Below are 22,021 nucleotides of genomic sequence, written 5' to 3' on the forward strand. Positions count from 1 at the left end.
TAATCAGGTGGCCGCAACGTTTAATAGCAAACAGGTACTAGAACGCGACATTCAGTCCCAACCAAACACGGCGTCCATCGTCTACGTAGCCGTACTCTTCGTAAGTAATGCGCTCATCAAATAGGTTGTAGATACCCGCGTTCACCGTGGTGCTATCGTTGAGCTTGTAGCCTATTCCTGCATCAACAAAGGTGTAGGAAGGTGCCACCACAGAACTACTTGATGGGCCGGTAGTGGGCTGGCTCTCTTCGCCACGGTAGCTCACTTTTGTCCATTGGCTGAGTCGCGAGTTGACCTGCCAGTCAAGTGTAGCCGAGACCTGATGGCGTGGTAGCTGCGTCAAAGGCTCACCAGCATATTGACCACTTTTCTGTTCGGAGTCAGTGAAGGTATAGCTAGCCGTTAACGACACTGCATCTGTCAACGGCGCTGCTAGGCTGGCTTCTACCCCTTGCGTAATCGCCTCATCCACGTTGACGCGATAAGTAGGGTCGCTGCCAAAATCATTAGGGCCATCGGTACAGATATCGACAGGGCAAGCAATACGCGTAATTTTATCTTCAAAGTCGTTGTGGAACAGCGTCAAACTGCCGCTTAGACCTGCCTCATTGGCGTAGAGCAGTGCAATCTCTTTGTTAAGCGACGTTTCAGGTTTAAGGTCCGGGTTACCGTAAATATTGCCACCACGGCTGACCTGTCCCCAATCGGGAGTGATTTCACGTAGGCTTGGCGAGCGATAACCGGTTGAAACGCCCCCTTTAAGGGTCCAGTCCGGTGTTGCATTCCAAACGCTGTACAGGCGCGGGCTGACGTGGCTGCCGAAGTTATCGTCGTCATCGACGCGTAAGCCACCGGTCAACGCCCAGGTGTCGGTCAGCATCCACTCATCTTCTACAAACAGCGCCCGCTGGCTATTTTCGATTTCAGTCCGATCAGATATTCGGTTGGTGGTGGTATCGTTCAGCGACTCCTCTTCGTAGCTCGCGCCAACAGTCACTAGGTGCATGCCTAGTGGGATCACTGCACTGGTTTTAGCGGTAGTATTGGTAATTTCAATATCGCGGGATTTGTTGTCGCTACGCTCACGCTGCACAAAGGTCTCGCTGGTACCCCAGTCAAAGCGGCCACTGTGGGTAACCGCAACGTGAGTGTTGGTGTATTCGCCGATACTGTCGGTGCAACCACCTCGACACCCTTCAGCAGCACCAGACCGCCCTACCCGCGAGTAACGATCCTGTTCGGTAACGCCAGCTTCGGCGGTGAAGTCGTGATTATCGTTAGCGGCGAAGTTTAGCCGTGCGGTTAGACTTTGCAGGCTTTTCTCTTCGTAGCCGTTCAAAATATCATCTTCATCCCGCTCTGAGGCACGCCCATAAAGTTGCAGGCCTAACCGGTCACCCACTAACGGGCCGCTTAGGTAGAAATTCGCTTGGCGGCTGTCTCCCGAGTTGCTGTTTTCTTGTAGCACCGTGTCGAGCTGCACATTACCGTGCCACTCATCGGCCACCTTGCGAGTAATTACGTTGATCACCCCACCGATAGCGTCTGAGCCGTAGAGCGTCGACATTGGCCCACGCACTACTTCAATACGCTCAATCGCTTGGAGTGGGGGGAGCCAGTCCTGCTCGAACCCAGCGCTGCCATTCGGGCGTGATTCCCGAGAGTTTTGCGGACGCCCATCTACCAAAATCAAGGTGTATTGGGAAGGCATGCCACGAATTGAAATATCATTGCCACGGTCACCTGCGCCGCCACCGGTAACGATCACACCCGGTACGTCGCGCAGCGCGTCGGTGACATTTTGATAGTGTCCACGCTCAAGCTCTTCCCGAGAAATAACGCTAATAGAAGCAGGCGCACTGGAAATTTGCTGTTCAAACCCCGATGCGGTAACCACAACATCATCTAGCCGAGGTGTTTCTTGTGCCAACACGGCACTACTGGCCAATGAAGAGATAGCACCGGCCAATAGCGTGCGACGCAAACGAGAAGACATAGCAGGGTTCCTTTAGTGTGAAAGAGCACTTGCAATCAAATACGAATCATTAACATTCGTATTTTTGCATAATTCTTACACAAAGAGGTCGCACAGTGCGTTCAGCCATCCGGAACACAAATGCCAATTATTTTCATTAACATCATTAAATGGCACAATAGCGTTTCAATTGTTGCCCAGTGGCCCCGACCATGTACGATTTTGATGAACTCGCCGCCTTTGCCGATGTGATGACTACCGGTAGTCTAACGCGCAGCGCACAAAAGCTAGGACTTGCTAAATCGACACTGAGTCGCCGTATTAGTCAGTTAGAAGCACGATTGGGCCAGCCACTGCTCAGGCGGCAAGCCAATCGGCTGATTCCTACGGAAGCAGGTCTGCTATTTCATAACTACTGCACAGAACTGCTAGCGATGGCGGCACATAGCCAAGAAGCGCTGGCAGAACTGCGTGAGGAAATCAGCGGAAAAGTAACACTGGAAGTTCACGGGGCATTAGCACGAGGTTGGATGGCAGGCGTCGTTGATGCATTTTTAACCCGCTATCCCAAGGTGGAATTAACCCTCCACACGCGAGAATCTCCGCCCACTAAAATGCACAGTAACAGTGTGCACATCTGGCTAGGGGCAACCCACGAATGCGGTCTCAATCAGGAGCGCTTAGGGCACTTGACTCGCGGCCTTTATGCCAACCCCAGCTATCTTGCCAGCGCTGGTTACCCTCAGCACCCAAGCGAGCTAGAATCACACGCGTGGATTGATTTACTCGATAGTGCTTCTAGCGGCCTGCTATTCCACCATGCTCATCACGACGACTTTCTGTTTAATGCGCCCCGTTCGCGGCTGCGTGTCGATCTAACGGTGCTTCAAATTGATGCCATTGCTTATGGTCAAGGCATTGGGCTGCTGCCCCACTGGGTGGTTGAAAAACGCGAGAAGCATCATCCCGGTGATTTAGTCAGCTGCTTGCCTGGCTGGGAACCTGCCCCACTGCCAATCACCATGTTGTACGCTTATGGCCACCATTCGCGCCGAGTTAACGCACTGCTCGATTTTTTACGCGAGCAAGTTCCGGCTGCTTGGCAAACCAACCACACCACCGCTAACGCTGAATAACCAATTCGCCTTGCCAGTTAGCGGCCTAATTAACGACAATGAGCCGCTAATCATCGTCAAGGAATGGTAATGCTCGCCGAACTTTTTGCCGTGATGGCGCCGGTACTCGCCGGTGCTGGGCTGGGATATCTATGGGTACGCTTAGGGCATCCCTACCCCGTCGATTTCATTACTCGTTTGGTGTTTAACATCGGCACACCCGCGCTGGTGCTTGCCTCACTTTCTGGGGCTAATATTGATGCCAATAGCTTTGGGCAGATGATGTTTGCCACGGCTATTGTGATACTTACCATGGGCGCGGCGAGCTTTGTGGTCGCCAAACTATTGCGCCGCAGTTGGCGCGTATTACTTGCCCCGATGATGTATCCCAACACCGGCAATATGGGACTACCCGTTGTTCTGTATGCCTTTGGCAGCGCAGGGTTTGCCTACGGTATTACAGTGATGGTGACGGTCTCGCTCTTTCAGTTCACCTTAGGGGCTGTTCTCAATAGCAACGGAAGCCCGACTAAAACGCTGCTTAAAACGCCCACCGTCTATGCCATTTTAATCTCAATGGCGCTGCTGTTAACCGACACATCACTGCCCCCTTGGTTAGCCAATACGGTCGACTTAATGTCTGGTTTCACCGTACCACTTATGTTGATCACGCTCGGTGTTTCCCTAGCCAGCATCCAGGTAAAAAGCCTGCGTTCCGGCATCGGTTTTAGCCTAGTACGTATCCCCCTTGCCGCTGGGGCAGCGTGGCTAATTGCGGGTTGGGTTGGCCTGCCCCCACTGGCACAAAGCATTCTGGTGCTACAAATGTGCATGCCTGTGGCAGTGTTTAACTACTTGTTCGCCCAGCGTGCCCAGCGCGAACCGGCCTATGTCGCCAGCCTCGTTTTTTGCTCTACGCTGCTTGCCCTAGTGTATTTACCGATACTACTGGCATTTCTGATGTAGCGTTTTTGATATAGCCCGTCTGATTTAGCCCGCCGGATATATAGCAACACAGGGAACCCCGCTCGCTTTAAGTAGTCACTGCTAGGCATGGAACATGATCATCATGATCATCGAAGGCCCCGACGACAGGAGTGACCATGATGCGTCAACCTCAATCACAAGCACGCCTAGCAGTGTTAACGACGCCTTCTCATCGTTGGTTTCTGGCAGCTATTGGCGGGTTAATGTTGGCGGGCACTGTTAGCAATGCTCAAGCAGAAATGGTTCACGATGCGATCGAAACCGATCAAATGACCTTGTCACTTGAACGGGTGGCGAGTGGCTTGAACGCCCCTTGGGCAGTCGCTTTTTTGCCTGACGGGCGTTTTTTAGTCAGCGAACGCCGTGGTCAACTCACCCTGGTAGATCAAGAAGGTAACCAGCAAACGCTCGAAGGAATGCCCACGGTCAGCCACCAAGGGCAAGGTGGGCTTCTCGATATCACCTTGCACCCTTCCTTTGGTGACGGTGAACATGACTGGATTTATTTCACCTGGAGCAAACCAGACGGCAATAACAGTCGCTCAGCACTATCACGGGTTAAGTGGCAAGGGGATTCCCTCGGTGAGATCGAGCACCTTTTTGAACAGGATCGCGCCTCGTCACCCGGCCGTCATTACGGCTCGCGTTTGGCTTGGCTAACAGACGGCACGCTATTAATGAGTATTGGTGACCGCGGCGTTAACCCATCCCGTGCCCAGGCAAGCGATGATCATGCAGGCTCGACGCTGCGCCTAACGGATACGGGCAGTGTTCCTGACGATAACCCTTTCGTGGGCGCTGATAGCACCTTGGATGAAATTTACTCCACGGGCAATCGTAATATTCAAGGATTGACCGTACGCAGCAATGGAGAACCCTGGGCGACCGAACATGGCCCGCGCACAGGCGATGAGCTTAATCACATCAAAGCAGGCAGCAATTATGGCTGGCCAGAGGTTAGCCTGGGGAATGACTACCGGACTAATGAGCCGATTGGCGTCGAATCGAAGCCCGGCATGGTCGACTCGGTTTACCGCTTTGAAGGCCGTTTTGCGCCTTCGGGTCTTACCGAAGTCACCAGCAGTGCGTTTGGAGACTGGCAGGGGCAGCTATTAGCTGGCGGTTTAGCCAGCGAAACATTACTGCGTCTGCAGTTGGAAAACGGCAACGTGGTGGATGAAGAGGTTATTCTTGACGGCCACATTGGGCGCATTCGCGATGTGCGCCAAGGTCCCAACGACGCCATTTATTTGCTAACCGATGGTGGTCAGGGCAGCCTTTACCGTTTGCAGGTGGTTAATTAACCCACACTAACGTTATCTGAACCGCGACTCTTTATACTGCCTATTGATGCTGTCTATTTATTTATACTGTCTATCTATGCACGCTGCCAATGCTGTTCACTGCTGAACAGCCGGTACTCATCACGGATACCTGATGCGACTACGTAATTTAATTATTTTGACGGTCATCGTGCCACTGTTTGTCATTCTAGTGGTTTTTAGCCTAGTGGCTATCAAGTCGCTAGAAGATAACGTGCGCTCCAAGCTGCAAACCGAAGTTGAGATTATCACCCGTGCACTGGGCACATCACTGAGTTACGCCGTCACTCGTGATAGCGACACCCCACTAGGAGAAGCGTTGCAATCCGCTTTTTCCTTCCATCGTATCTATGGTGCTTATGTGTTCGACACCCAAGGCCGGGAAGTTTATGGCCTTGGTCTGGGCAAGGACCTGTTTTCGCCGGATGAAATTCAGCAGGTTATCAAACAAGATGATCTGTACAGCAATTACCGCCAGCAGGAAGGCTGGACGTACTACTCAGCATTGATTCCGCTGCGGGCGCAAAACGGCATGGTGAAAGGTGTTCTGCAAGTAAACCGACTTAACACCGGCATCGAAAATTACACGGGTTTTATCAGCATTGTGGCAGTTCTGGTGTTCGTGATCGGAGCGGCCGGTATTGTTTTTAGCATTTGGTGGGGCTTTAGGCACTATATAGAACGACCGCTCAACCGTCTTTTGCACGTGATGTTACTTGTGGAAGATGGCGACCGCAGCCAACGGGCTACGGTAGATGGCCCGACGGAATATCGCCGCTTAGCATCTGGCTTGAACGGCATGCTAGATGCCATGGCAGAAAAAGATCGCGATATTGATGCCCGTCGGCAGCGCGAAATCGAATTAGAAAAGCGCCTGCGCAAATCTAAAAAGCTGGCGGAGTTAGGCGTTTTGGCGGCCGGTGTCGCCCATGAAATTGGCGCGCCATTAACCGTCATCAATGGCCAAGCCCAGCGCTTAGCCCGCAGGGACACCATTGGCGATGACGAACGTGCACGATTAGGCCGTATCCGAGGCGAAGTCGAAAGAATTGTTCAAATTGTCCGCCAATTAATGGAGCTAGGCAGACAACATAACGTAGAGAAAGACACGCAAGCGTTGGATCAGCTTATTCTGAGTGCCAGTGAGCTCGTGGAAGAGGAGCTGGAGCCGCGAAATATTCACTTGGATATTGATCTTCCCTCCCCTACCCCCCATCTATTGGTCAATGGGCAGCAAATTGTGCAAGTACTCACCAATCTATTACGCAACGCAGCGCAAGCACCAGACGTTAGCTGTATACGCCTTAGCGCCAAGCAATACAGTGAAGAGTTAACGCTCTGGGTGGAAGATGACGGGCCGGGCATTCCAGCATCGCATCATCAGCAAGTATTTGATCCTTTCTTTACAACCAAACCGGTGGGCCAAGGCAGTGGCTTAGGGCTCTCCATGGTGCATCGCATTATTAACGACCACGGCGGGACGATTGGCGTATTTGATAGCGGCCTTGGCGGCGCTGGATTCGAGATTACGCTCCCCCTTAGTGAAACCGCATCCGCTTGAGGAAAACGTTTGTGACCCATCAGGAACACCTTTTACCTTTATTGGTAGTGGAAGATGACGCCGCTATACGTGAGTTATTAGAAGAAGAGCTCAACGACGCGGGCTATGACACGCTAGGCGTTCCCAGTGCCGAAGACGCCTTGGCGCTACTAAGCCATACAGCTGTGGCGATGATGATTACGGATGTACGTCTTCCAGGAATGACCGGCATTCAGCTACTTCAGCAACTGCGTCAAAGCGGCAGCGAGCTGGGCATTATTGTCATCACTGCCTTTGGCACCATTGACCAAGCCGTCGAGGCGCTAAAGCTGGGTGCCGACGACTTTCTAACTAAACCATTGGATTTAGATGCCATTCGCGAGGCAGTCTTCCGCGTCTTAGAGCGCCAGCGCTTGTCTCTCTCCCACGATACTGAGTTGAGCCAGTTTCACGGCATTGTCGGAAAAAGCTCAGCAATGCAGTCTCTGTTTCATGATGCATCTCGGCTGGCTAAAAGCGATGCACCTATTTTGATTCTGGGCGAAAGCGGTACCGGTAAAGAGCTATTAGCTCGCGCTATCCATCAAGAAAGCAAACGCCACGAAGCACCCTTTGTGCCTGTTAACTGTGCCAGCATTCCTGCCGATCTAATGGAAAGTGAGTTTTTTGGTCATGTAAAAGGGGCATTCACCGGGGCTAACGAAGCGCGCCGGGGTCTGTTTCATAGCGCTCAAGGCGGTAGCCTGTTTTTGGATGAGATTGGCGAAATGCCGGTTAATCTTCAAGCCAAACTGCTGCGCGCGCTGCAAGAAAAGACGGTACGACCCGTTGGCGGCGAGCGTGAGGAGCCGGTAGATGTTCGCATCATTGCCGCGACCCATCGCAATCTTGAAAAAGAGATCGAACAAGAGAACTTTCGCAGTGACTTGTTCTATCGCCTTGAGACGTTCTCGCTGCGCATTCCTCCACTGCGTGAGCGTGGCACTGATATAGAGCATCTTGTATTTGCATTAATCGACAAACACGCCGAAGCGCAAAGTAAGCAGATTGAACAAATCGAGCCCGAAGCGCTAAATAGCCTGTTGAACTACACCTACCCCGGCAACGTACGCGAGCTGGAAAACGCCATTATGCGAGCCGTAACGCTGAGCGAAGAAGGCATATTGCAGCACCAAGATTTGCCAGAGCGTTTACGCGAACAGGCTAACCAACATAACGGCTCAGAAATAACGCCGACACTTACTGGTGAAGTGTTACCTGGCACTCAAGTGCCAGCACCTGCACCTACCCGCTGGCCCAGCCTCGAAGAAGTAGAAAAGCGCTACATACGCAAAGTGTTAGAGGCCACCGGCGGCAATAAACGGCGTACGGCTGAAGTGCTGGGTATTGCTCGACGAACGCTTTATCGTCGTTTGGAAGATAACGAGGAATAAATTAACGCAAATAGCCGGCCACTAACCAGTGAGACCGGCTATCTGTGTATATGCCGACAGGCTATGCACTACATGCAAAAAATGGGGCACACGTTGGATTAATGCCAGTCAGTTAAGGCTGACTGGCATTACCCCCTAGCCCCATATAGCAAAGAGGCCACCTCCCAAAGCGTGCACCGCGCGTCATTCCTGAGTCACCACACCGTCATTCCCGAGTCACCGCACCGTCATTCCCGAGTGGGGTTATCGGGAATCCACCTTGACCTTGGCCTGCAGCAGCCTCCCAGGTCAACATGGATTCCCGCTAAGGGCCTGCGGGAATGACGAAGTGGCGGGGCATGCTGGAATGACGAGGGCGGCTCGGAGTACTGGGGTCGAGTCATCGTCAGGCACTTATCAAACAAAGCAAATCGGCGGTTTTTTTGCGTTCAGAAAGAAAAAAGCCAGCCAGCCTTGCCACAAAAAAACCCCGCTGGCGCGGGGGAAAAGGATGATAAACCGTGTGGAGCAGCCGCAGGGAACAGACAGCTGGGTCGGCTTATCATCGTAGGGAGCGTTAACGATTACTGGCCGCTATTCATCTCATCGTCATTCTCATCAGCACCTGGCATCGGGTCAGTACCTTCACCAAATCCTGGGGTTTCTTCAGGATCTTCTGGATTGCTAGCCTCTTCATTGGGCATAGATCCTTCGCCGGTCATAGACTCTTCACCGGGCATAGGTTCTTGTGATGCCGCTGCTTCATCACTTAGTCCAGGATCGCCCATGGCGGAGTCATCTGACGCTGCAGGCTCATCGTTCATCATGGGGTCAGAAGTAGTATCCGATGCGGTAACATCACTTGCAGTAGTTGCCTGTTCAGTAGAGGAAGTCGCATCTTGTTCCATCGTTTCTGGCTGTTCGGCAGGCGGCAAGGGTTCTTCATCGCTACCACAACCAGCAAGGGCTAATGTGCTAACGGTAGCTGCTAACATGCACAATGTAAGAACACGGGGGCGTTTGGTAACTTGATTATCCATTAGTCTTACCTTCCTTCTAGCCAAAATATCGATTAACTGCTTAATCTACTGCATAGCTCATACCAAAAAACCAAAAAATATAATTTTTTTATAAAAATCAAAATCTTATAAAAAACACCAGATTAATTCTATGTCCAGAAAATTGTTGCTAAGGGTTAAAACTGACACATGTGACACCTTTTGACGTTTAGCGGAGGAGGCGTTGTGACACACCCTGCCCACTTATGTATAATAAATATTAATAAATAACCAAACCAAAACTTAAATTCTAATTATGAACCGTTTTGTGTCGCTGTTTGCAGGGAAAGCCATCTGGTACCAGAAAGCGAGCTGAGCAACGACACAAGGCTGCTCATTCACGCAAAAGGCATCGCTGATGGACGAGATACGCCCTGTCAAAATTCAGGTTCGCGGCTTAAGCAAGGTATTTGGCAAGCAGCCGAAAAAAGCCCTTGAACTTCGTGACCAAGGTTTAAAACGCCCTGAAATTCTTGAGAAAACTGGTCAAACGTTAGGCCTTTCAAACATCTCATTCGATGTCTATGAAGGCGAACTGCTCGTCATTATGGGGCTTTCTGGTTCTGGCAAGTCAACGTTAATTCGGTGTTTGAACCGCCTGATTGATACCACCGAAGGCGAAATAATCATTGATGGCGAGAATATTCCCACGTTAAGCGAAAAGGCGCTGTTAGAGTGTCGCCGCCGCCACTTTTCTATGGTTTTTCAAAACTTTGCACTGTTCCCACACCGTACTGTACGCCAAAACGCCGAGTTCGGGCTTGAAATCCGCGGTGTCGATAAAGCTGAGCGTAAGCAAATTGCCCAAAACGCGCTAACCCAAGTGGGGCTAGATGGCTGGGAAGAGGCTTATCCGAATCAACTTTCCGGCGGTATGCAACAGCGTGTCGGCCTAGCCCGCGCCCTGGCGAATGACTCCACCGTGCTATTAATGGATGAAGCCTTTTCAGCGCTGGACCCTTTAATCCGCAAGGATATGCAGCAAGAGCTGTTGCAACTGCAATCTAAAATGCAGAAAACAACCGTCTTCATTACCCATGATTTAGATGAAGCGCTCAATATTGGTGATCGCATCGTGCTGCTTAAAGATGGCGAAGTCGTTCAGATTGGTACACCTGAAGAAATATTAACCCAACCTGCTGATGACTATGTGCGCCGCTTTATCGAAGGTGTCGATCGTTCGCGTGTATTAACCGCCGAGAGCGCCATGCGCCCCGTGCGCTCTACCGCCCGCGAAAGCGACGGCCCGCGCACTGCACTACATCGTATGCGTGACCACAGTATTGATTCAATTTATGTCACTGATCGTGACCGCCGCCTCATCGGCCTGTTAGAGGCCGATGAGGCGAGCAAGGCGATTGATGCCAAGTCAGATACTATTATTGATCACCTGACTCAAGACTTCCGCAAAGTCCCCCCTGAGGAACCCCTGCAAAACCTGTTCGCTATGTTTAGCGATAAAAGCTTTCCCATCGCCGTCATTGACGAGCAGCGGCGGTTGCTAGGTGTCGTTGTGAAGGGCGCAGTACTGGATGAATTAGCACGGGCAGGAGAACAGTAATGGATATTCCAAGCATCCCCCTTGGCGATTGGATCGAAAGTGGCCTGACCTGGTTGACCAGCGAATATTCAGCCGTCACCCGGGCAATTTCCCGCTTTACTCAAACCGGCATTGATGTTTTGAACGATAGCTTGATGTGGCTACCTGAGTGGGCGCTACTTGGGTTAATCGCCCTACTCTGCTGGAAGCTAGCGGGTGCTCGCTTAGCGATTGGTTCAGTCGCCGGGCTAGCCTTGATTTGGAATCTGGGTCTCTGGAACCCGATGATTGAGACGCTCACGCTGGTGGTTTTCGCAACCCTGGTTGCCGTGGTTATCGCATTGCCTGTCGGCATTGCTGCGGCATTGTCTAATCGGCTGTACCGATTGATCATGCCGATATTGGACTTTATGCAGACCATGCCTGCCTTTGTTTACCTGATACCAGCCATTCCGTTTTTCGGCATTGGTTCTGTATCCGCCATTTTTGCAACGGTAATTTTCTCGATGCCGCCTGCGATTCGCTTCACAACGTTAGGTATTCGCCAGGTGCCGGTTGAGCTTATTGAAGCCGCCGATGCCTATGGCGCAACGCGCAGCCAAAAACTTTTCAAGGTTCAGCTTCCGCTCTCGCTACCTACGGTGATGGCGGGTATTAACCAGACCATTATGCTGGCACTTTCGATGGTGGTTATCGCCGCCATGATTGGTGCAGATGGCCTGGGTAGCGAAGTGTGGCGCGCTATTCAGCGACTACGCCCCGGTGATGGCTTTGAAGCGGGTATTGCCGTGGTCATTCTGGCCATGCTACTTGACCGTTTAACTCAGTCACTACGGAAAACGCGCCGCTCACAGTGAACCAAGCTATGAAAGGTCACGCAGCGACAGTCGCGTTGTGTTTATAGGCCATCTTGATTCACTCTTTTTGCATACGCATGCTGGTCGTGCATTCAAATCCTTATATAAAGTGCATTTGAGAACCTGTTTACTACGGTTGTGGCGCTTTCTCGCACGATTGATTAAGGCCGCGACTATTTCCCCAAGGAGCAAGTGAATGAAAACTCGTACGTTGAATCACCGCATCCGCCTCGCCTCATTAGCCCTCATTGCAGGCACTGGCATTGCCGCTGGCAGTCTGGCCCATGCCCAAGATCAGGGCACCGTCAACCTTGCCTATGTTGAGTGGTCGTCTGAAGTAGCCTCTACCAACGTCGTCGCTGCTGTATTAGAGCAAGCTGGTTTCGATGTTGAGCTGACGTCGCTTTCTGCCGCCGCTATGTTCCAAGCACTTTCCACTGGCGACGCCGATGCCATCGTCGCCGCTTGGCTACCCACGACTCACGCTGACTACATGGAGCGTGTAGGTGACAATATTGAAGATCTCGGCATGAACTTGGATGGCACCAAGCTGGGATTGGTAGTACCGGCTTATACAGATGTCGATTCTATTGCTGACCTAAACGACAACGCCGACAGCTTTAACGGCGAGATCATCGGTATTGACCCCGGTGCAGGCCTAATGGCGCTGTCCGAAGAGGTCGTGGATACCTATGACCTCGGGCTGCGCCTGCGTAGCGGTAGCGGTGCCACCATGACCGCAGCACTTTCAAGCGCGATTAACAATGAAGAGGATGTCGTCGTAACTGGCTGGACACCACACTGGATGTTTGCCCGCTTCGACCTGAAATACCTCGAAGACCCGGAAAATGTCTATGGCGGTGCTGAGCAGATTCACACGGTGGTGCGCCAAGGCCTAAAAGATGACATGCCAGAAGCCTACGCCATCCTTGACGCCTTCGAGTGGACACCCGAGCAGATGGGTGAGGTCATGCTGATGAACCAGGAAGATGACAGCGACCCCTACGAAAATGCTAAGCAGTGGGTTGAAGATAATCAAGATGTCGTCGAGCAGTGGCTGAATAGTTAATGTCGTCAGTCTGGCGATAGGGACAACGGAGGGCTGCGGCTCTCTGTTGTCAGCCTAAATATCGTTTTAGCAAAAGCTAATTATCAAGACTGTGTGCAGCCCGTTGAATAAAGCTTAAGCAATATTTGCTATTGTACGGATGGTACGCCCGCCAGCTAATGCTTGCTAGGAGTGAGATGTTGATGTCAAAACGATGTTGATGTCAAAACATAGTACTCCTCGAATGCATAGCCGTTTTTGTTTAACATGGAGAGGCTAAAGTGGATAATCCTGACCCAAAACGCTCCCAAAACGAGCCAGTATCAGAGGGCATACCCGCCCCTGACGGCCCAGCGAATCTAATAGATACCGATTACGTTATCGGTCAAGACAACATCACTACCACCACGATGGGGGTGAGCCTTGATTTACATGGCAAGGTATTCACCATTTCGTCGATTGTGGTGCTTCTGTTTGTCGTATTAACCCTCGCGCTACAAGACACTATCGCACCGGTGTATGACGCCATTTTTAGTTTCTTGACCGGTAATTTAGCGTGGTTCTTTATACTTGCCGCCAATGTTTTCGTTATCCTGTGTCTTGGGTTAATTGTTTCGCCACTCGGTAAAATTCGCATCGGCGGCGCTGATGCAAAGCCCGATTTTACCTATGTGGGCTGGTTTTCAATGCTATTTGCTGCGGGCATGGGCATCGGCCTGATGTTCTTTGGCGTTAACGAGCCATTGACCCACTTTGGTACCTCTTTTGATGGAGGTAGCTGGGCACCATTAGCGGGTGCGGAGGGCGATGCTGCAGGCGCAGCTGCGCTGGGTATGGCAGCGACTATCTTTCATTGGGGCCTTCACCCCTGGGCGATTTACGCAGTAGTAGCGCTGTCACTTGCCTTATTTTCGTTCAACAAAGGGCTACCGCTGTCTATGCGCTCGGTATTTTACCCAATTCTGGGTGAGCGCGTCTGGGGTTGGCCGGGGCATTTAATCGACATTCTGGCGGTCTTTGCCACGCTGTTTGGCCTAGCGACATCGCTTGGTTTGGGGGCGACTCAAGCAGCGGCAGGGTTAACCTACTTGTTTGGCGCACCAGAAAGCGATATCACGATGATTCTGCTCATCATCGGCATCACGATTATTGCTATCGGGTCGGTTATGGCCGGTGTCGACAAAGGCGTTCAGTTGCTTTCAAAAATCAACATCGCCATGGCGGCTTTGCTGCTGTTCTTCGTTATTGCCGTGGGTCCAACACTGCTTATTGCGACAGGCTTCTTTGAAAACCTAATTAGCTACGCCGTTAACCTGCCGGCTCTATCGAATCCGTTCGGCCGTGAAGATGCGAACTTTAGCCAAGGCTGGACGGCCTTCTACTGGGCTTGGTGGATCTCCTGGTCCCCGTACGTAGGTATGTTTATCGCACGGGTTTCTCGTGGCCGCACCGTTCGTGAATTCTTAGTCTCGGTACTGATTGTACCCTCCGTGGTATCGGTACTGTGGATGACCACCTTTGGCGGCACCGCCATTGATCAGTACGTTAGCGAAGGTATTGAAGCCGTGCGCGACGCCGGTGTGGATCTGCAGCTGTTCATCATGCTTGAACAACTACCGCTGTCACAAATCACCTCGTTTGTTGCGATTCTACTGGTCATTATTTTCTTTGTGACCTCTTCTGACTCAGGCTCACTGGTTATCGACTCCATTACTGCAGGCGGCAAGGTGGATGCACCGAAGCCTCAGCGCGTGTTCTGGGCGATTATCGAAGGGGCTATCGCAATTGCGTTGCTGCTTGGCGGTGGTCTGACCGCACTGCAAACTATGGCGGTTTCTACCGGTTTCCCGTTCACCATCATCTTGCTGGTGGCATGTTATGCCATTATCAAAGGGCTGATGAGCGAGCCTAAAGCGGTATGATGTGAATCGCTAACCATTGCACCGAATCGCAAACGGGCAGCCAAATGGCTGCCCGTTTGCGTTAAATAACGCTGCACTGCTCAAACCCAAATATCTTTCAACTGCGTTTCAGGCGTGTAGTGATGACTGATCTGCGCTTGTAACAGTTCGGCTGTCGCCAATGCATCAACCAGCGCGTGATGTCCTTGATAGACAGGCAGGCCATAGCGTTCTCGACTGGCATTTAAACGAATCGAAACAGGCGGACGCCCTAACCAACGGCGAAACCGTGCCCATAACGTTTGTCGATGCATGCGCGCTTCAAGCGACATCGTATCGATCATCGGGAACATCACCCCGTCTCCCCGTCGTGCCTTTACGGCAGCATCAAGAAACGGGCGTTCGATGTTGCGAAAATGTACCACCACAAGTCGCCCTGCCAGCACCGCTAGGAGCTCATCCAGCACGGCATCAAAGTCCGGGGCAGTGGCGATTTCAGAATGAGTGATGTGATGGTAAGCAATGGACGCCTCATCTAAGGGTCGCGAGGGTTTCACTACCCAGTAGCGACGCTGAGCAAGCGGAATGCGATCCAGTGTGAAAGGCACCACCCCAATGCTGACAATCGCATGACGCCGCTCGTCCAAACCGGTTGTTTCCATATCTAACGCAACCATCGGCACTTGCGCGATAGGCGTATCCGGACTAGGTAGCGGTGTTGCGAAAAATTCCCTAAGCGCACCATCATGGGTCTTTTCGGCACGCTCAGCCATATAGCCTATCCAGTTAGCTTGAACTACTTTTTGGCGGGGCCGAATTCCACGCATATTATCGCCCCTGCCGCTGAGTGGGTATTGGGTAGCGGAACTTTAAGAATTTTTGCGCGTTGTTGAGTACTTGGAAAGCATCTTTAAGCGTGTGGCGCTCGCTATCCTCAACATTCTCCGGTTCGATATTGTTATCGGGGAAACGGTCTTCCTGTAGGTCAATCACTTGATGACGAATCCGCGACATGCATAAAAACTCCAGTGCATAGCTCAGTTTGTCGCTAACGCCCGTCGCCAGTAGCTGAGTATTGCTAATATCGTTTAAGCGCTGGAACGAGTTTTGCGCTTTAGACCCACAGGCCAGCGCATGTACCCGAATAAGATCAACCATCGGAGCAGTACCACGCCGCTTTAGGTTGATTGAGTTGTTATGTTTGCCATCTTTTTCCATCACAAACGTGCGGAAGAACCCAAGCGGCGGTGTTCGATTCAGCGCATTACGGGCCATGGCCGCCAAAAACAGTGGCGACTGGGGCGCCGTTTGGGCAATCAAATCCTGGAGTGCTTCAACAAAATGGTCTTCGCCGTAAATGCTGTCTAAATCGAAGAAAATCGAACTATGGAGTAGTCGTTCAGGGGTTGGGTTCGCCATCCAATCTTGGAAATAGCGCTTCCAAACATGCAACGGCTGACGCCACTGGCGGTTAGTCGCCATCACATCGCCTTTACAGTAGGTATAACCGCAGGCATCTAAGCCATCGCTAACAAAGGCAGCTAACGCGTGGAAGTAGTCGTCATGCTCGTCGGGATTGAAGTCGTCTGACAAGACCAGTGCATTATCCTGGTCAGTGACGATACTTTGCTCATTTCGAGCCATGGAGCCGTTAACCATAAAGCAGTAAGGTACCGGCGGTGGCCCCAGCGCTTCTTCGGCAAGCTCTAGCAGTCGCCGCGTAAAACTACGCCCAATGGTCGACAGGGCACTCCCCACCATCTGCGAATTAGCACCTTCTTGCACCATTCTTACAAAAGCTGCGCGCACATCGGGCGCAAGTTTGGCTAACCCCTGGGCGCTGGACTGGTTGAAAATATTGCTTACTAGGTACAGCCCACTTTGCGTCTCGTAACGAATAATATCGGAGAGGTGAACAACCCCAACCGGACGCTGGCGGTAAAGCACCGGTAAGTGGTGAACATTGTTACGCAGCATCGTCAGCATGGCTTCGTAAACCGACGCATCCGACTGAATGGTAATTAACCGTTCGGAAACAACCTCGCCAATGGCCGTTTGCGCTGACAGCCCTTCAGCTACAATGCGGGTACGGAAGTCACTATCCGTCAGAATACCGCACATTTGCCAGGTTTTGCCTTCGCTGTCCTGAAAGCTATAACGCGGATTATCGCTGCCTTCATTAATTACTAGCACCGCCGACGCTTGAGCCTCGTTCACTTGCTTAGCGGCTTGCTGGACGGTAGTGGTGGATTCAACCATGACGGGATAACGCGTCACCAATTTGCGTATTCGCGTGACCATCATGTCGTTAGATTTTTTCTGCTGCTCTGCAGCGGTTTCTAAACGGGGACGTTCGAGCTCAACAAAGTCAGCAAAATCGTCATCTTCTTCACATAACCGCTGAAAGACGGCGTTGGGAATAAAGTAGATCAGCGTGTCTTCGATCGCTTTGGCTGGAAAGCGCACTTTATGGTTTCGAAGCAGACTAAAGTGGCCAAAGATATCCCCTTCACCCAAGCGGTTATATAGCTCGCCCTGACGACGATAAACCTCAACGGCACCGCTACGGATAAAACACAACTCATCAAGCATATCGTTGAGCTCTAAAATGTCGCTACCGGTTTTGAAATAGCGCACTTCTACTTGCTCAGCTATGGCGTCTAGCAATGCATCCGATAAACCATCGAACGGGGGAAACTGCCCCATATGCTGACGTATTTCTAACAGTTCAACATCCATGCGATCTCCTGCACTTGGCGCGGCAGCATCATCAATAGATGAAGTTTGTCTTGGATAGCGTGTACCGTAAACCCTTCAATCACAAATGAGAGTGAACAAAAGCAAAAAACCCAGCGAAAAACGCTGGGCTTTGTGCAGTAACAGACTGGTAGCAGCAGGACAGAATACTTCGCAGGTTAAGGAAAATCTGTCACTATCCACAACGCTATCTGACGGGGACTAATTATGACTGGTTAGCCATTTCCTGAACACGCTGCATCATTTCAGGATCTTGCTGGATTGACTGACCAATGGCGTTAAAGGTATCAACATCTAGACCGCTATCTTCAACGACTTCGATCATGCGGTCGTTGGCTTCAGCGCGAACTTCCTGTTGGGCGTTTTCATCTTCTGCTTCCTGCAGACGCTGTGTGTACTCTTGTGAGATCACGGCGATTTCTTGAGAAGCATCGGCAAACTGCTGTAGCTGCTCATCAGAGAAATCCTGAGCGGGCGCTTGTTGGGCCGCCATCGGATCCTGAGCGGGGTCTTGGGCTTCCTGTGCATGAGCGGTGCCAGCCAGCAGACCAGTAGCGAGAAGAGCAGCAGAGAACAGAGCAGTCATACGTTGCATAGTAAGAAACCTCATTGATGCGTTATGAATGTGCACCGTGTGACGCGTTGTTCAGGCACAGGTTCAACTTTTTATGTAAAAGTTAGTAACAGAAAAAACATTTAAGTAACACAGAACTAATCAAAAAGGGTCTACGCCGAGGAACTATGTCCAACACTATCAATAGTTTAAAAAATGTAAACATGGCTTCTTTGGGCCTTGCCGCCATGCCTGGATTATTTGTTTTGCTCTGGAGCACGGGGTTCATTGGCGCAAAATTTGGTCTGCCCTACGCAGAACCTTTTACCTTTTTGTTTATTCGTTTCATGCTCACCCTCATGTTGCTTGCTCCGCTGACGTGGCTAATGCGCATAGCATGGCCTTCATCGCCAGCGCTTTGGCTGCATATAGGCGTTTCAGGACTTTTGGTACACGGCACGTATTTAGGTGGGGTTTTTTACGGTATCTACTTGGGTATGCCTGCTGGGCTGGCAGCGCTATTGGTTGGCCTACAGCCGCTGCTAACCGCAGCCTGTGCTGGCCCGCTGCTGGGGGAACGCTTAACCACCCGCCAGTGGCTGGGGCTACTGCTCGGCCTTGTGGGCATCTGTCTGGTGTTGGGCAGCAAGCTAGAGTTCGGCACCTCACTTTTTGCTGGCTTTGGCCTTGGTGCCTTAGTTAGCGTAATGGCTGCCTTAGTGGGAATTTCATTGGGGACGCTTTATCAGAAACGCTACTGCACCAGCATGCCACTGCTTTCCGGGGCGGTTATTCAATACATAGCGGCAGGCATGCTGCTGGGCATTGGAGCACTGCTGTTTGAAACCCGCCAGGTCGAATGGAGTATAACGTTTGTGCTCACTCTTGGCTGGCTAGTACTTATTCTGTCTATCGCCGCCATCCTGCTATTAATGGTGTTGATTAAAAAGGGCGAAGCATCCCGCGTTGCCAGCCTGTTTTATCTGGTGCCACCCGTGACTGCGCTACAAGCATGGTGGCTGTTCGACGAACGCCTCCCCCTGCTGGGACTGGCAGGTATGGTCATTGCCATTGCTGGGGTGGTTATGGTGGTACGCAAACCTAGCAGCAAAGGAGAAGCTTAAAGGGCTACAAGCGCTCCAAGTAACGAACACCACCTAGATTACGCATTTGCTGAAGAATCCACTGACTGCGGCGCTCTACCTGAGCATCTGGGCGTGATGCGCTGCGGGTACGCGGACTCGGAAGAATAGCCGCTAGCAGGCTTGCTTGCCGTTCGGTCAATGCACTGCCAGAAGCACCAAAATAGTGCCCTGCCGCCGCTTCTAGTCCAAATACACCCGTATCCCATTCAGCGACGTTTAAATACACTTCCAGTATGCGTTGCTTGCTCCACAGCATTTCGATTAGCAATGTAAACCATGCTTCTAGCCCCTTACGGGCCCAGCTACGGCCGCTCCATAAAAAAACATTCTTGGCTGTTTGCTGGCTGAGCGTGCTGGCACCCCGCAACCGTTCGCCATCAAGACTGGCCTTCAGGGCACGCTTCAACTCCACTAAATCAAAACCACGATGCTGAGGAAAGCGCTGGTCTTCAGCAGCGATCACCGCCAATTTGGCATTGCTGGATAGATGTTCCCAGCTTCTCCATTGGCGTTGAATATCGATAGGTTCGCTGTTTATCCAGCTTTGAATTTTGCGCTCTACCATCACCATTGAGCCAGGAGGTGGCACAAACCGGAAGAGTAAAACCAGCGCAATTGAGAGAACAATAAAAGCCAGCGCGCCACGCCAAATAAGACGCCATATCAAACCAAGAAAACGGCGCAACGCGCGATTGAGCATTTCGATATCCTTAGCGCTTCATGAGGTGTTCTGCATGATAGCGCATATGCTCCTCAATGAACGAGGCGATAAAGAAGTAGCTATGATCGTAACCTGGCTGGCGGCGCAACGTCAGTGGGTGATCATGCTCTTCACACACGGCTTCCAAACGCTCTGGCATCAGTTGCTCATCCAGGAACTGGTCGGCCTCACCTTGATCGATAAATAGCCGTTGACGAGAGGCACCATTAGCGACCAGCTCACAAGCATCGTACTGGCGCCAACGCGACTGGTCGTCGCCTAAATAGCTGGTAAACGCATTTTGCCCCCAAGGACAGTTCATTGGGTTAACAATAGGCGCAAAAGCGGAAACCGAACGGAACCGGCCAGGGTGACGCAACGCCAGGATTAACGCGCCGTGACCGCCCATCGAGTGACCACTGATCGACTCACGCCCGTTTACAGGGAAGTGCTGACGCACGACCGAAGGCAGCTCTTCAATCACGTAATCATACATGCGGTAATTCGATTTCCAGGGGGTTTGGGTGGCATTCACATAAAAACCCGCACCCGATCCTAGATCGTAACTTTCATGCTCACCGGGCAGATCGGTGCCGCGTGGGCTGGTATCGGGGCAAACAATCGCCACCCCCAGCTCAGCAGCAATACGATGCGCGCCCGCTTTCTGCATAAAGTTTTCATCGTTACAGGTTAGACCTGACAGCCACCAAAGCAGCGGTACGCGCTCGCTCTCTGCTTGAGGAGGCAGGTAAACCGCGAACACCATGTCGCAATCCAGCGCCCGGGAGTAGTGGCGGTAGCGCTTGTGCCAGCCACCAAAACTGCGATTGGCAGACACTAGTTCTAAAGTTTCACTCATGCTCATGGGCCGGCTCCTTAAAAAGATGAAAACGCGGAGGGTTTCCCCTACCGCGCTCATTTACCCTATTACCAATGATACTCAGTAATGCAGCACGGTACGAATGCTCTTACCTGCATGGAGCAATTCGAAGGCTTCATTAATTTGCTCAAACGGCATGTCGTGGGTAATAAAGTCGTCGATATTCAGCTCACCATTCATATAGCGCTCGACGTAACCCGGTAACTCACTGCGTCCTTTAACACCACCAAACGCAGAGCCTTTCCAAACCCGCCCGGTGACCAGTTGGAAGGGACGCGTGGAGATCTCTTCGCCCGCGCCCGCAACACCAATGACAATCGACTCTCCCCAGCCTTTATGGCAGCACTCAAGGGCCGAACGCATCACGTTAACATTGCCGATACACTCAAAGGAGTAATCAACACCACCGTCGGTCATATCGACGATTACCTGCTGAATCGGGTCGCTGTAGTCTTTCGGATTAACGAAGTCAGTCGCGCCAAACTGCTTGGCCAATGCAAATTTATCGGGGTTCACATCGATGGCAATAATCTTCGCGGCTTTTGCCATGACTCCCCCTTGGATGACCGCCAAACCAATCGCGCCCAAACCAAAAACGGCGATGGTGGAGCCTGGCTCTACTTTTGCCGTATTCAGTACCGCACCGATACCGGTAGTAACGCCGCAGCCCAATAGGCAGATTTTATCCATCGGCGCTTCTTTAGAGACCACCGCAAGCGATACCTCCGGCAGCACGGTGTACTCACTGAAAGTCGACGTGCCCATGTAGTGATGCAGCATTTTGCCATCTAGTGAAAAGCGCGAGGTGCCATCAGGCATCACACCTTTACCTTGAGTAGCGCGCACGCTGCCACACAGGTTTGTTTTACCGGATAGGCAGAATTTACATTTGCCGCACTCGGCGGTGTACAGCGGAATAACATGGTCACCCGGCTTAACGCTGGTCACACCCTCGCCAACTTCTTGCACCACACCAGCACCTTCGTGGCCCAATACCGCTGGGAAATTACCTTCGGGGTCAGCGCCAGAAAGGGTATAAGCATCGGTATGGCATACGCTCGTCGCTGCCATCTTCACCAGTACCTCGCCCGCTTTTGGACCTTCCACATCGATCTCAACTAATTCAAGCGGCTTACCCGCTTCGAGTGCTACGGCGGCACGTGATTTCATCTATGCATCTCCTTAACGGTCACATAAAACTGAAGGCTGTTTTATCGGACTCGTTTTAATC

General features: G+C 51.8%; 18 protein-coding genes. 10 read left to right on the plus strand and 8 right to left on the minus strand.

The window, feature by feature from the left end; genetic code table 11:
• Positions 1–37 precede the first annotated feature (37 nt).
• Positions 38–1,996 (minus strand): ligand-gated channel protein, encoded by a 1,959-nt coding sequence (locus NF683_RS01845; RefSeq protein WP_253921140.1) that lies wholly within the window; start codon positions 1,994–1,996, stop codon positions 38–40.
• A 191-nt stretch (positions 1,997–2,187) separates the two neighbouring features.
• Between NF683_RS01845 and NF683_RS01850 the strand changes: the two genes are divergently transcribed.
• From NF683_RS01850 to NF683_RS01870, 5 genes are all read left to right on the plus strand, one after another.
• The gene (locus NF683_RS01850) at positions 2,188–3,111 is read left to right on the plus strand and encodes a LysR family transcriptional regulator (RefSeq protein ID WP_089039598.1); all 924 of its coding nucleotides are present in this window, start codon (positions 2,188–2,190) and stop codon (positions 3,109–3,111) included.
• Positions 3,112–3,180: 69 nt separating this feature from the next.
• Entirely contained in the window at positions 3,181–4,056 is an 876-nt protein-coding gene (locus NF683_RS01855; RefSeq protein ID WP_038477532.1) for an AEC family transporter, read from the plus strand.
• A gap of 137 nt (positions 4,057–4,193) precedes the next feature.
• Complete coding sequence (locus tag NF683_RS01860; RefSeq protein ID WP_456362353.1) at positions 4,194–5,381, plus strand: PQQ-dependent sugar dehydrogenase; 1,188 nt, start codon at positions 4,194–4,196, stop codon at positions 5,379–5,381.
• Positions 5,382–5,514: 133 nt separating this feature from the next.
• Positions 5,515–6,960 carry a sensor histidine kinase gene (locus NF683_RS01865; protein ID WP_089039599.1) on the plus strand — a complete coding sequence of 482 codons (1,446 nt, stop codon included), beginning with the start codon at positions 5,515–5,517 and terminating at the stop codon, positions 6,958–6,960.
• 11 nt (positions 6,961–6,971) lie between these two features.
• Positions 6,972–8,372: a sigma-54-dependent transcriptional regulator gene (locus NF683_RS01870; protein WP_089039600.1), complete on the plus strand. Its 1,401-nt coding sequence runs from the start codon at positions 6,972–6,974 to the stop codon at positions 8,370–8,372.
• Between the two features lie 563 nt (positions 8,373–8,935).
• Here NF683_RS01870 and NF683_RS01875 read toward each other — a convergent pair.
• Positions 8,936–9,391 carry a prolipoprotein diacylglyceryl transferase gene (locus tag NF683_RS01875; RefSeq protein WP_253921141.1) on the minus strand — a complete coding sequence of 152 codons (456 nt, stop codon included), beginning with the start codon at positions 9,389–9,391 and terminating at the stop codon, positions 8,936–8,938.
• Positions 9,392–9,767: 376 nt separating this feature from the next.
• On the opposite strand from NF683_RS01875, the gene NF683_RS01880 reads away from it, so the two are divergent.
• From NF683_RS01880 to NF683_RS01895, 4 genes are all read left to right on the plus strand, one after another.
• Positions 9,768–10,970, plus strand: coding sequence for a quaternary amine ABC transporter ATP-binding protein (locus tag NF683_RS01880; RefSeq protein WP_253921142.1), 1,203 nt, complete (start codon positions 9,768–9,770; stop codon positions 10,968–10,970).
• Entirely contained in the window at positions 10,970–11,806 is an 837-nt protein-coding gene (locus NF683_RS01885) for an ABC transporter permease (protein WP_089039603.1), read from the plus strand. The genes NF683_RS01880 and NF683_RS01885 overlap by 1 nt, the downstream gene beginning before the upstream one ends.
• Positions 11,807–12,002: 196 nt before the next feature.
• Positions 12,003–12,875: a glycine betaine ABC transporter substrate-binding protein gene (locus tag NF683_RS01890; RefSeq protein WP_089039604.1), complete on the plus strand. Its 873-nt coding sequence runs from the start codon at positions 12,003–12,005 to the stop codon at positions 12,873–12,875.
• 260 nt (positions 12,876–13,135) lie between these two features.
• The gene (locus tag NF683_RS01895) at positions 13,136–14,776 is read left to right on the plus strand and encodes a BCCT family transporter (protein ID WP_089039605.1); all 1,641 of its coding nucleotides are present in this window, start codon (positions 13,136–13,138) and stop codon (positions 14,774–14,776) included.
• Between the two features lie 80 nt (positions 14,777–14,856).
• On the opposite strand, the gene NF683_RS01900 is transcribed toward NF683_RS01895, so the two are convergent.
• From NF683_RS01900 to NF683_RS01910, 3 genes are all read right to left on the minus strand, one after another.
• Complete coding sequence (locus NF683_RS01900; protein WP_089039606.1) at positions 14,857–15,582, minus strand: 3'-5' exonuclease; 726 nt, start codon at positions 15,580–15,582, stop codon at positions 14,857–14,859.
• Position 15,583: 1 nt separating this feature from the next.
• Positions 15,584–17,494: a DUF294 nucleotidyltransferase-like domain-containing protein gene (locus tag NF683_RS01905; protein WP_089039607.1), complete on the minus strand. Its 1,911-nt coding sequence runs from the start codon at positions 17,492–17,494 to the stop codon at positions 15,584–15,586.
• A gap of 223 nt (positions 17,495–17,717) precedes the next feature.
• On the minus strand, positions 17,718–18,107 hold the full coding sequence (locus tag NF683_RS01910) for a DUF4168 domain-containing protein (RefSeq protein ID WP_089039608.1): 390 nt from the start codon (positions 18,105–18,107) through the stop codon (positions 17,718–17,720).
• A 182-nt stretch (positions 18,108–18,289) separates the two neighbouring features.
• Here NF683_RS01910 and NF683_RS01915 point away from each other — a divergent pair, with 182 nt between their 5' ends.
• Positions 18,290–19,189 carry a DMT family transporter gene (locus NF683_RS01915; protein WP_443588582.1) on the plus strand — a complete coding sequence of 300 codons (900 nt, stop codon included), beginning with the start codon at positions 18,290–18,292 and terminating at the stop codon, positions 19,187–19,189.
• 4 nt (positions 19,190–19,193) lie between these two features.
• On the opposite strand, the gene mtgA is transcribed toward NF683_RS01915, so the two are convergent.
• The 3 genes from mtgA to NF683_RS01930 all read right to left on the minus strand — a co-directional run bounded on the left by mtgA (position 19,194) and on the right by NF683_RS01930 (position 21,960).
• Positions 19,194–19,910 carry a monofunctional biosynthetic peptidoglycan transglycosylase gene (gene mtgA / locus NF683_RS01920; RefSeq protein ID WP_193085610.1) on the minus strand — a complete coding sequence of 239 codons (717 nt, stop codon included), beginning with the start codon at positions 19,908–19,910 and terminating at the stop codon, positions 19,194–19,196.
• A 10-nt stretch (positions 19,911–19,920) separates the two neighbouring features.
• Positions 19,921–20,775: an S-formylglutathione hydrolase gene (gene fghA, locus NF683_RS01925; protein WP_253921143.1), complete on the minus strand. Its 855-nt coding sequence runs from the start codon at positions 20,773–20,775 to the stop codon at positions 19,921–19,923.
• A 75-nt stretch (positions 20,776–20,850) separates the two neighbouring features.
• Entirely contained in the window at positions 20,851–21,960 is a 1,110-nt protein-coding gene (locus tag NF683_RS01930; protein ID WP_089039612.1) for an S-(hydroxymethyl)glutathione dehydrogenase/class III alcohol dehydrogenase, read from the minus strand.
• Between the last annotated feature and the right edge of the window lie 61 nt (positions 21,961–22,021).

Source organism: Halomonas sp. MS1 (assembly GCF_024182575.1).
In the GTDB taxonomy this organism is placed as follows: Bacteria; Pseudomonadota; Gammaproteobacteria; order Pseudomonadales; family Halomonadaceae; genus Vreelandella.

Bases quoted from the DNA above. Each gene is read 5' to 3' on its own strand.
- NF683_RS01930 (WP_089039612.1), bottom strand. From the start codon at position 21,960: ATGAAATCACGTGCCGCCGTAGCACTCGAAGCGGGTAAGCCGCTTGAA.
- NF683_RS01845 (WP_253921140.1), bottom strand. From the start codon at position 1,996: ATGTCTTCTCGTTTGCGTCGCACGCTATTGGCCGGTGCTATCTCTTCA.
- NF683_RS01855 (WP_038477532.1), top strand. From the start codon at position 3,181: ATGCTCGCCGAACTTTTTGCCGTGATGGCGCCGGTACTCGCCGGTGCT.
- NF683_RS01900 (WP_089039606.1), bottom strand. From the start codon at position 15,582: ATGCGTGGAATTCGGCCCCGCCAAAAAGTAGTTCAAGCTAACTGGATA.
- NF683_RS01885 (WP_089039603.1), top strand. From the start codon at position 10,970: ATGGATATTCCAAGCATCCCCCTTGGCGATTGGATCGAAAGTGGCCTG.
- NF683_RS01890 (WP_089039604.1), top strand. From the start codon at position 12,003: ATGAAAACTCGTACGTTGAATCACCGCATCCGCCTCGCCTCATTAGCC.
- NF683_RS01905 (WP_089039607.1), bottom strand. From the start codon at position 17,494: ATGGATGTTGAACTGTTAGAAATACGTCAGCATATGGGGCAGTTTCCC.
- NF683_RS01880 (WP_253921142.1), top strand. From the start codon at position 9,768: ATGGACGAGATACGCCCTGTCAAAATTCAGGTTCGCGGCTTAAGCAAG.
- NF683_RS01860 (WP_456362353.1), top strand. From the start codon at position 4,194: ATGATGCGTCAACCTCAATCACAAGCACGCCTAGCAGTGTTAACGACG.
- NF683_RS01850 (WP_089039598.1), top strand. From the start codon at position 2,188: ATGTACGATTTTGATGAACTCGCCGCCTTTGCCGATGTGATGACTACC.
- NF683_RS01865 (WP_089039599.1), top strand. From the start codon at position 5,515: ATGCGACTACGTAATTTAATTATTTTGACGGTCATCGTGCCACTGTTT.
- fghA (WP_253921143.1), bottom strand. From the start codon at position 20,775: ATGAGCATGAGTGAAACTTTAGAACTAGTGTCTGCCAATCGCAGTTTT.
- NF683_RS01875 (WP_253921141.1), bottom strand. From the start codon at position 9,391: ATGGATAATCAAGTTACCAAACGCCCCCGTGTTCTTACATTGTGCATG.
- mtgA (WP_193085610.1), bottom strand. From the start codon at position 19,910: ATGCTCAATCGCGCGTTGCGCCGTTTTCTTGGTTTGATATGGCGTCTT.
- NF683_RS01910 (WP_089039608.1), bottom strand. From the start codon at position 18,107: ATGCAACGTATGACTGCTCTGTTCTCTGCTGCTCTTCTCGCTACTGGT.
- NF683_RS01915 (WP_443588582.1), top strand. From the start codon at position 18,290: ATGGCTTCTTTGGGCCTTGCCGCCATGCCTGGATTATTTGTTTTGCTC.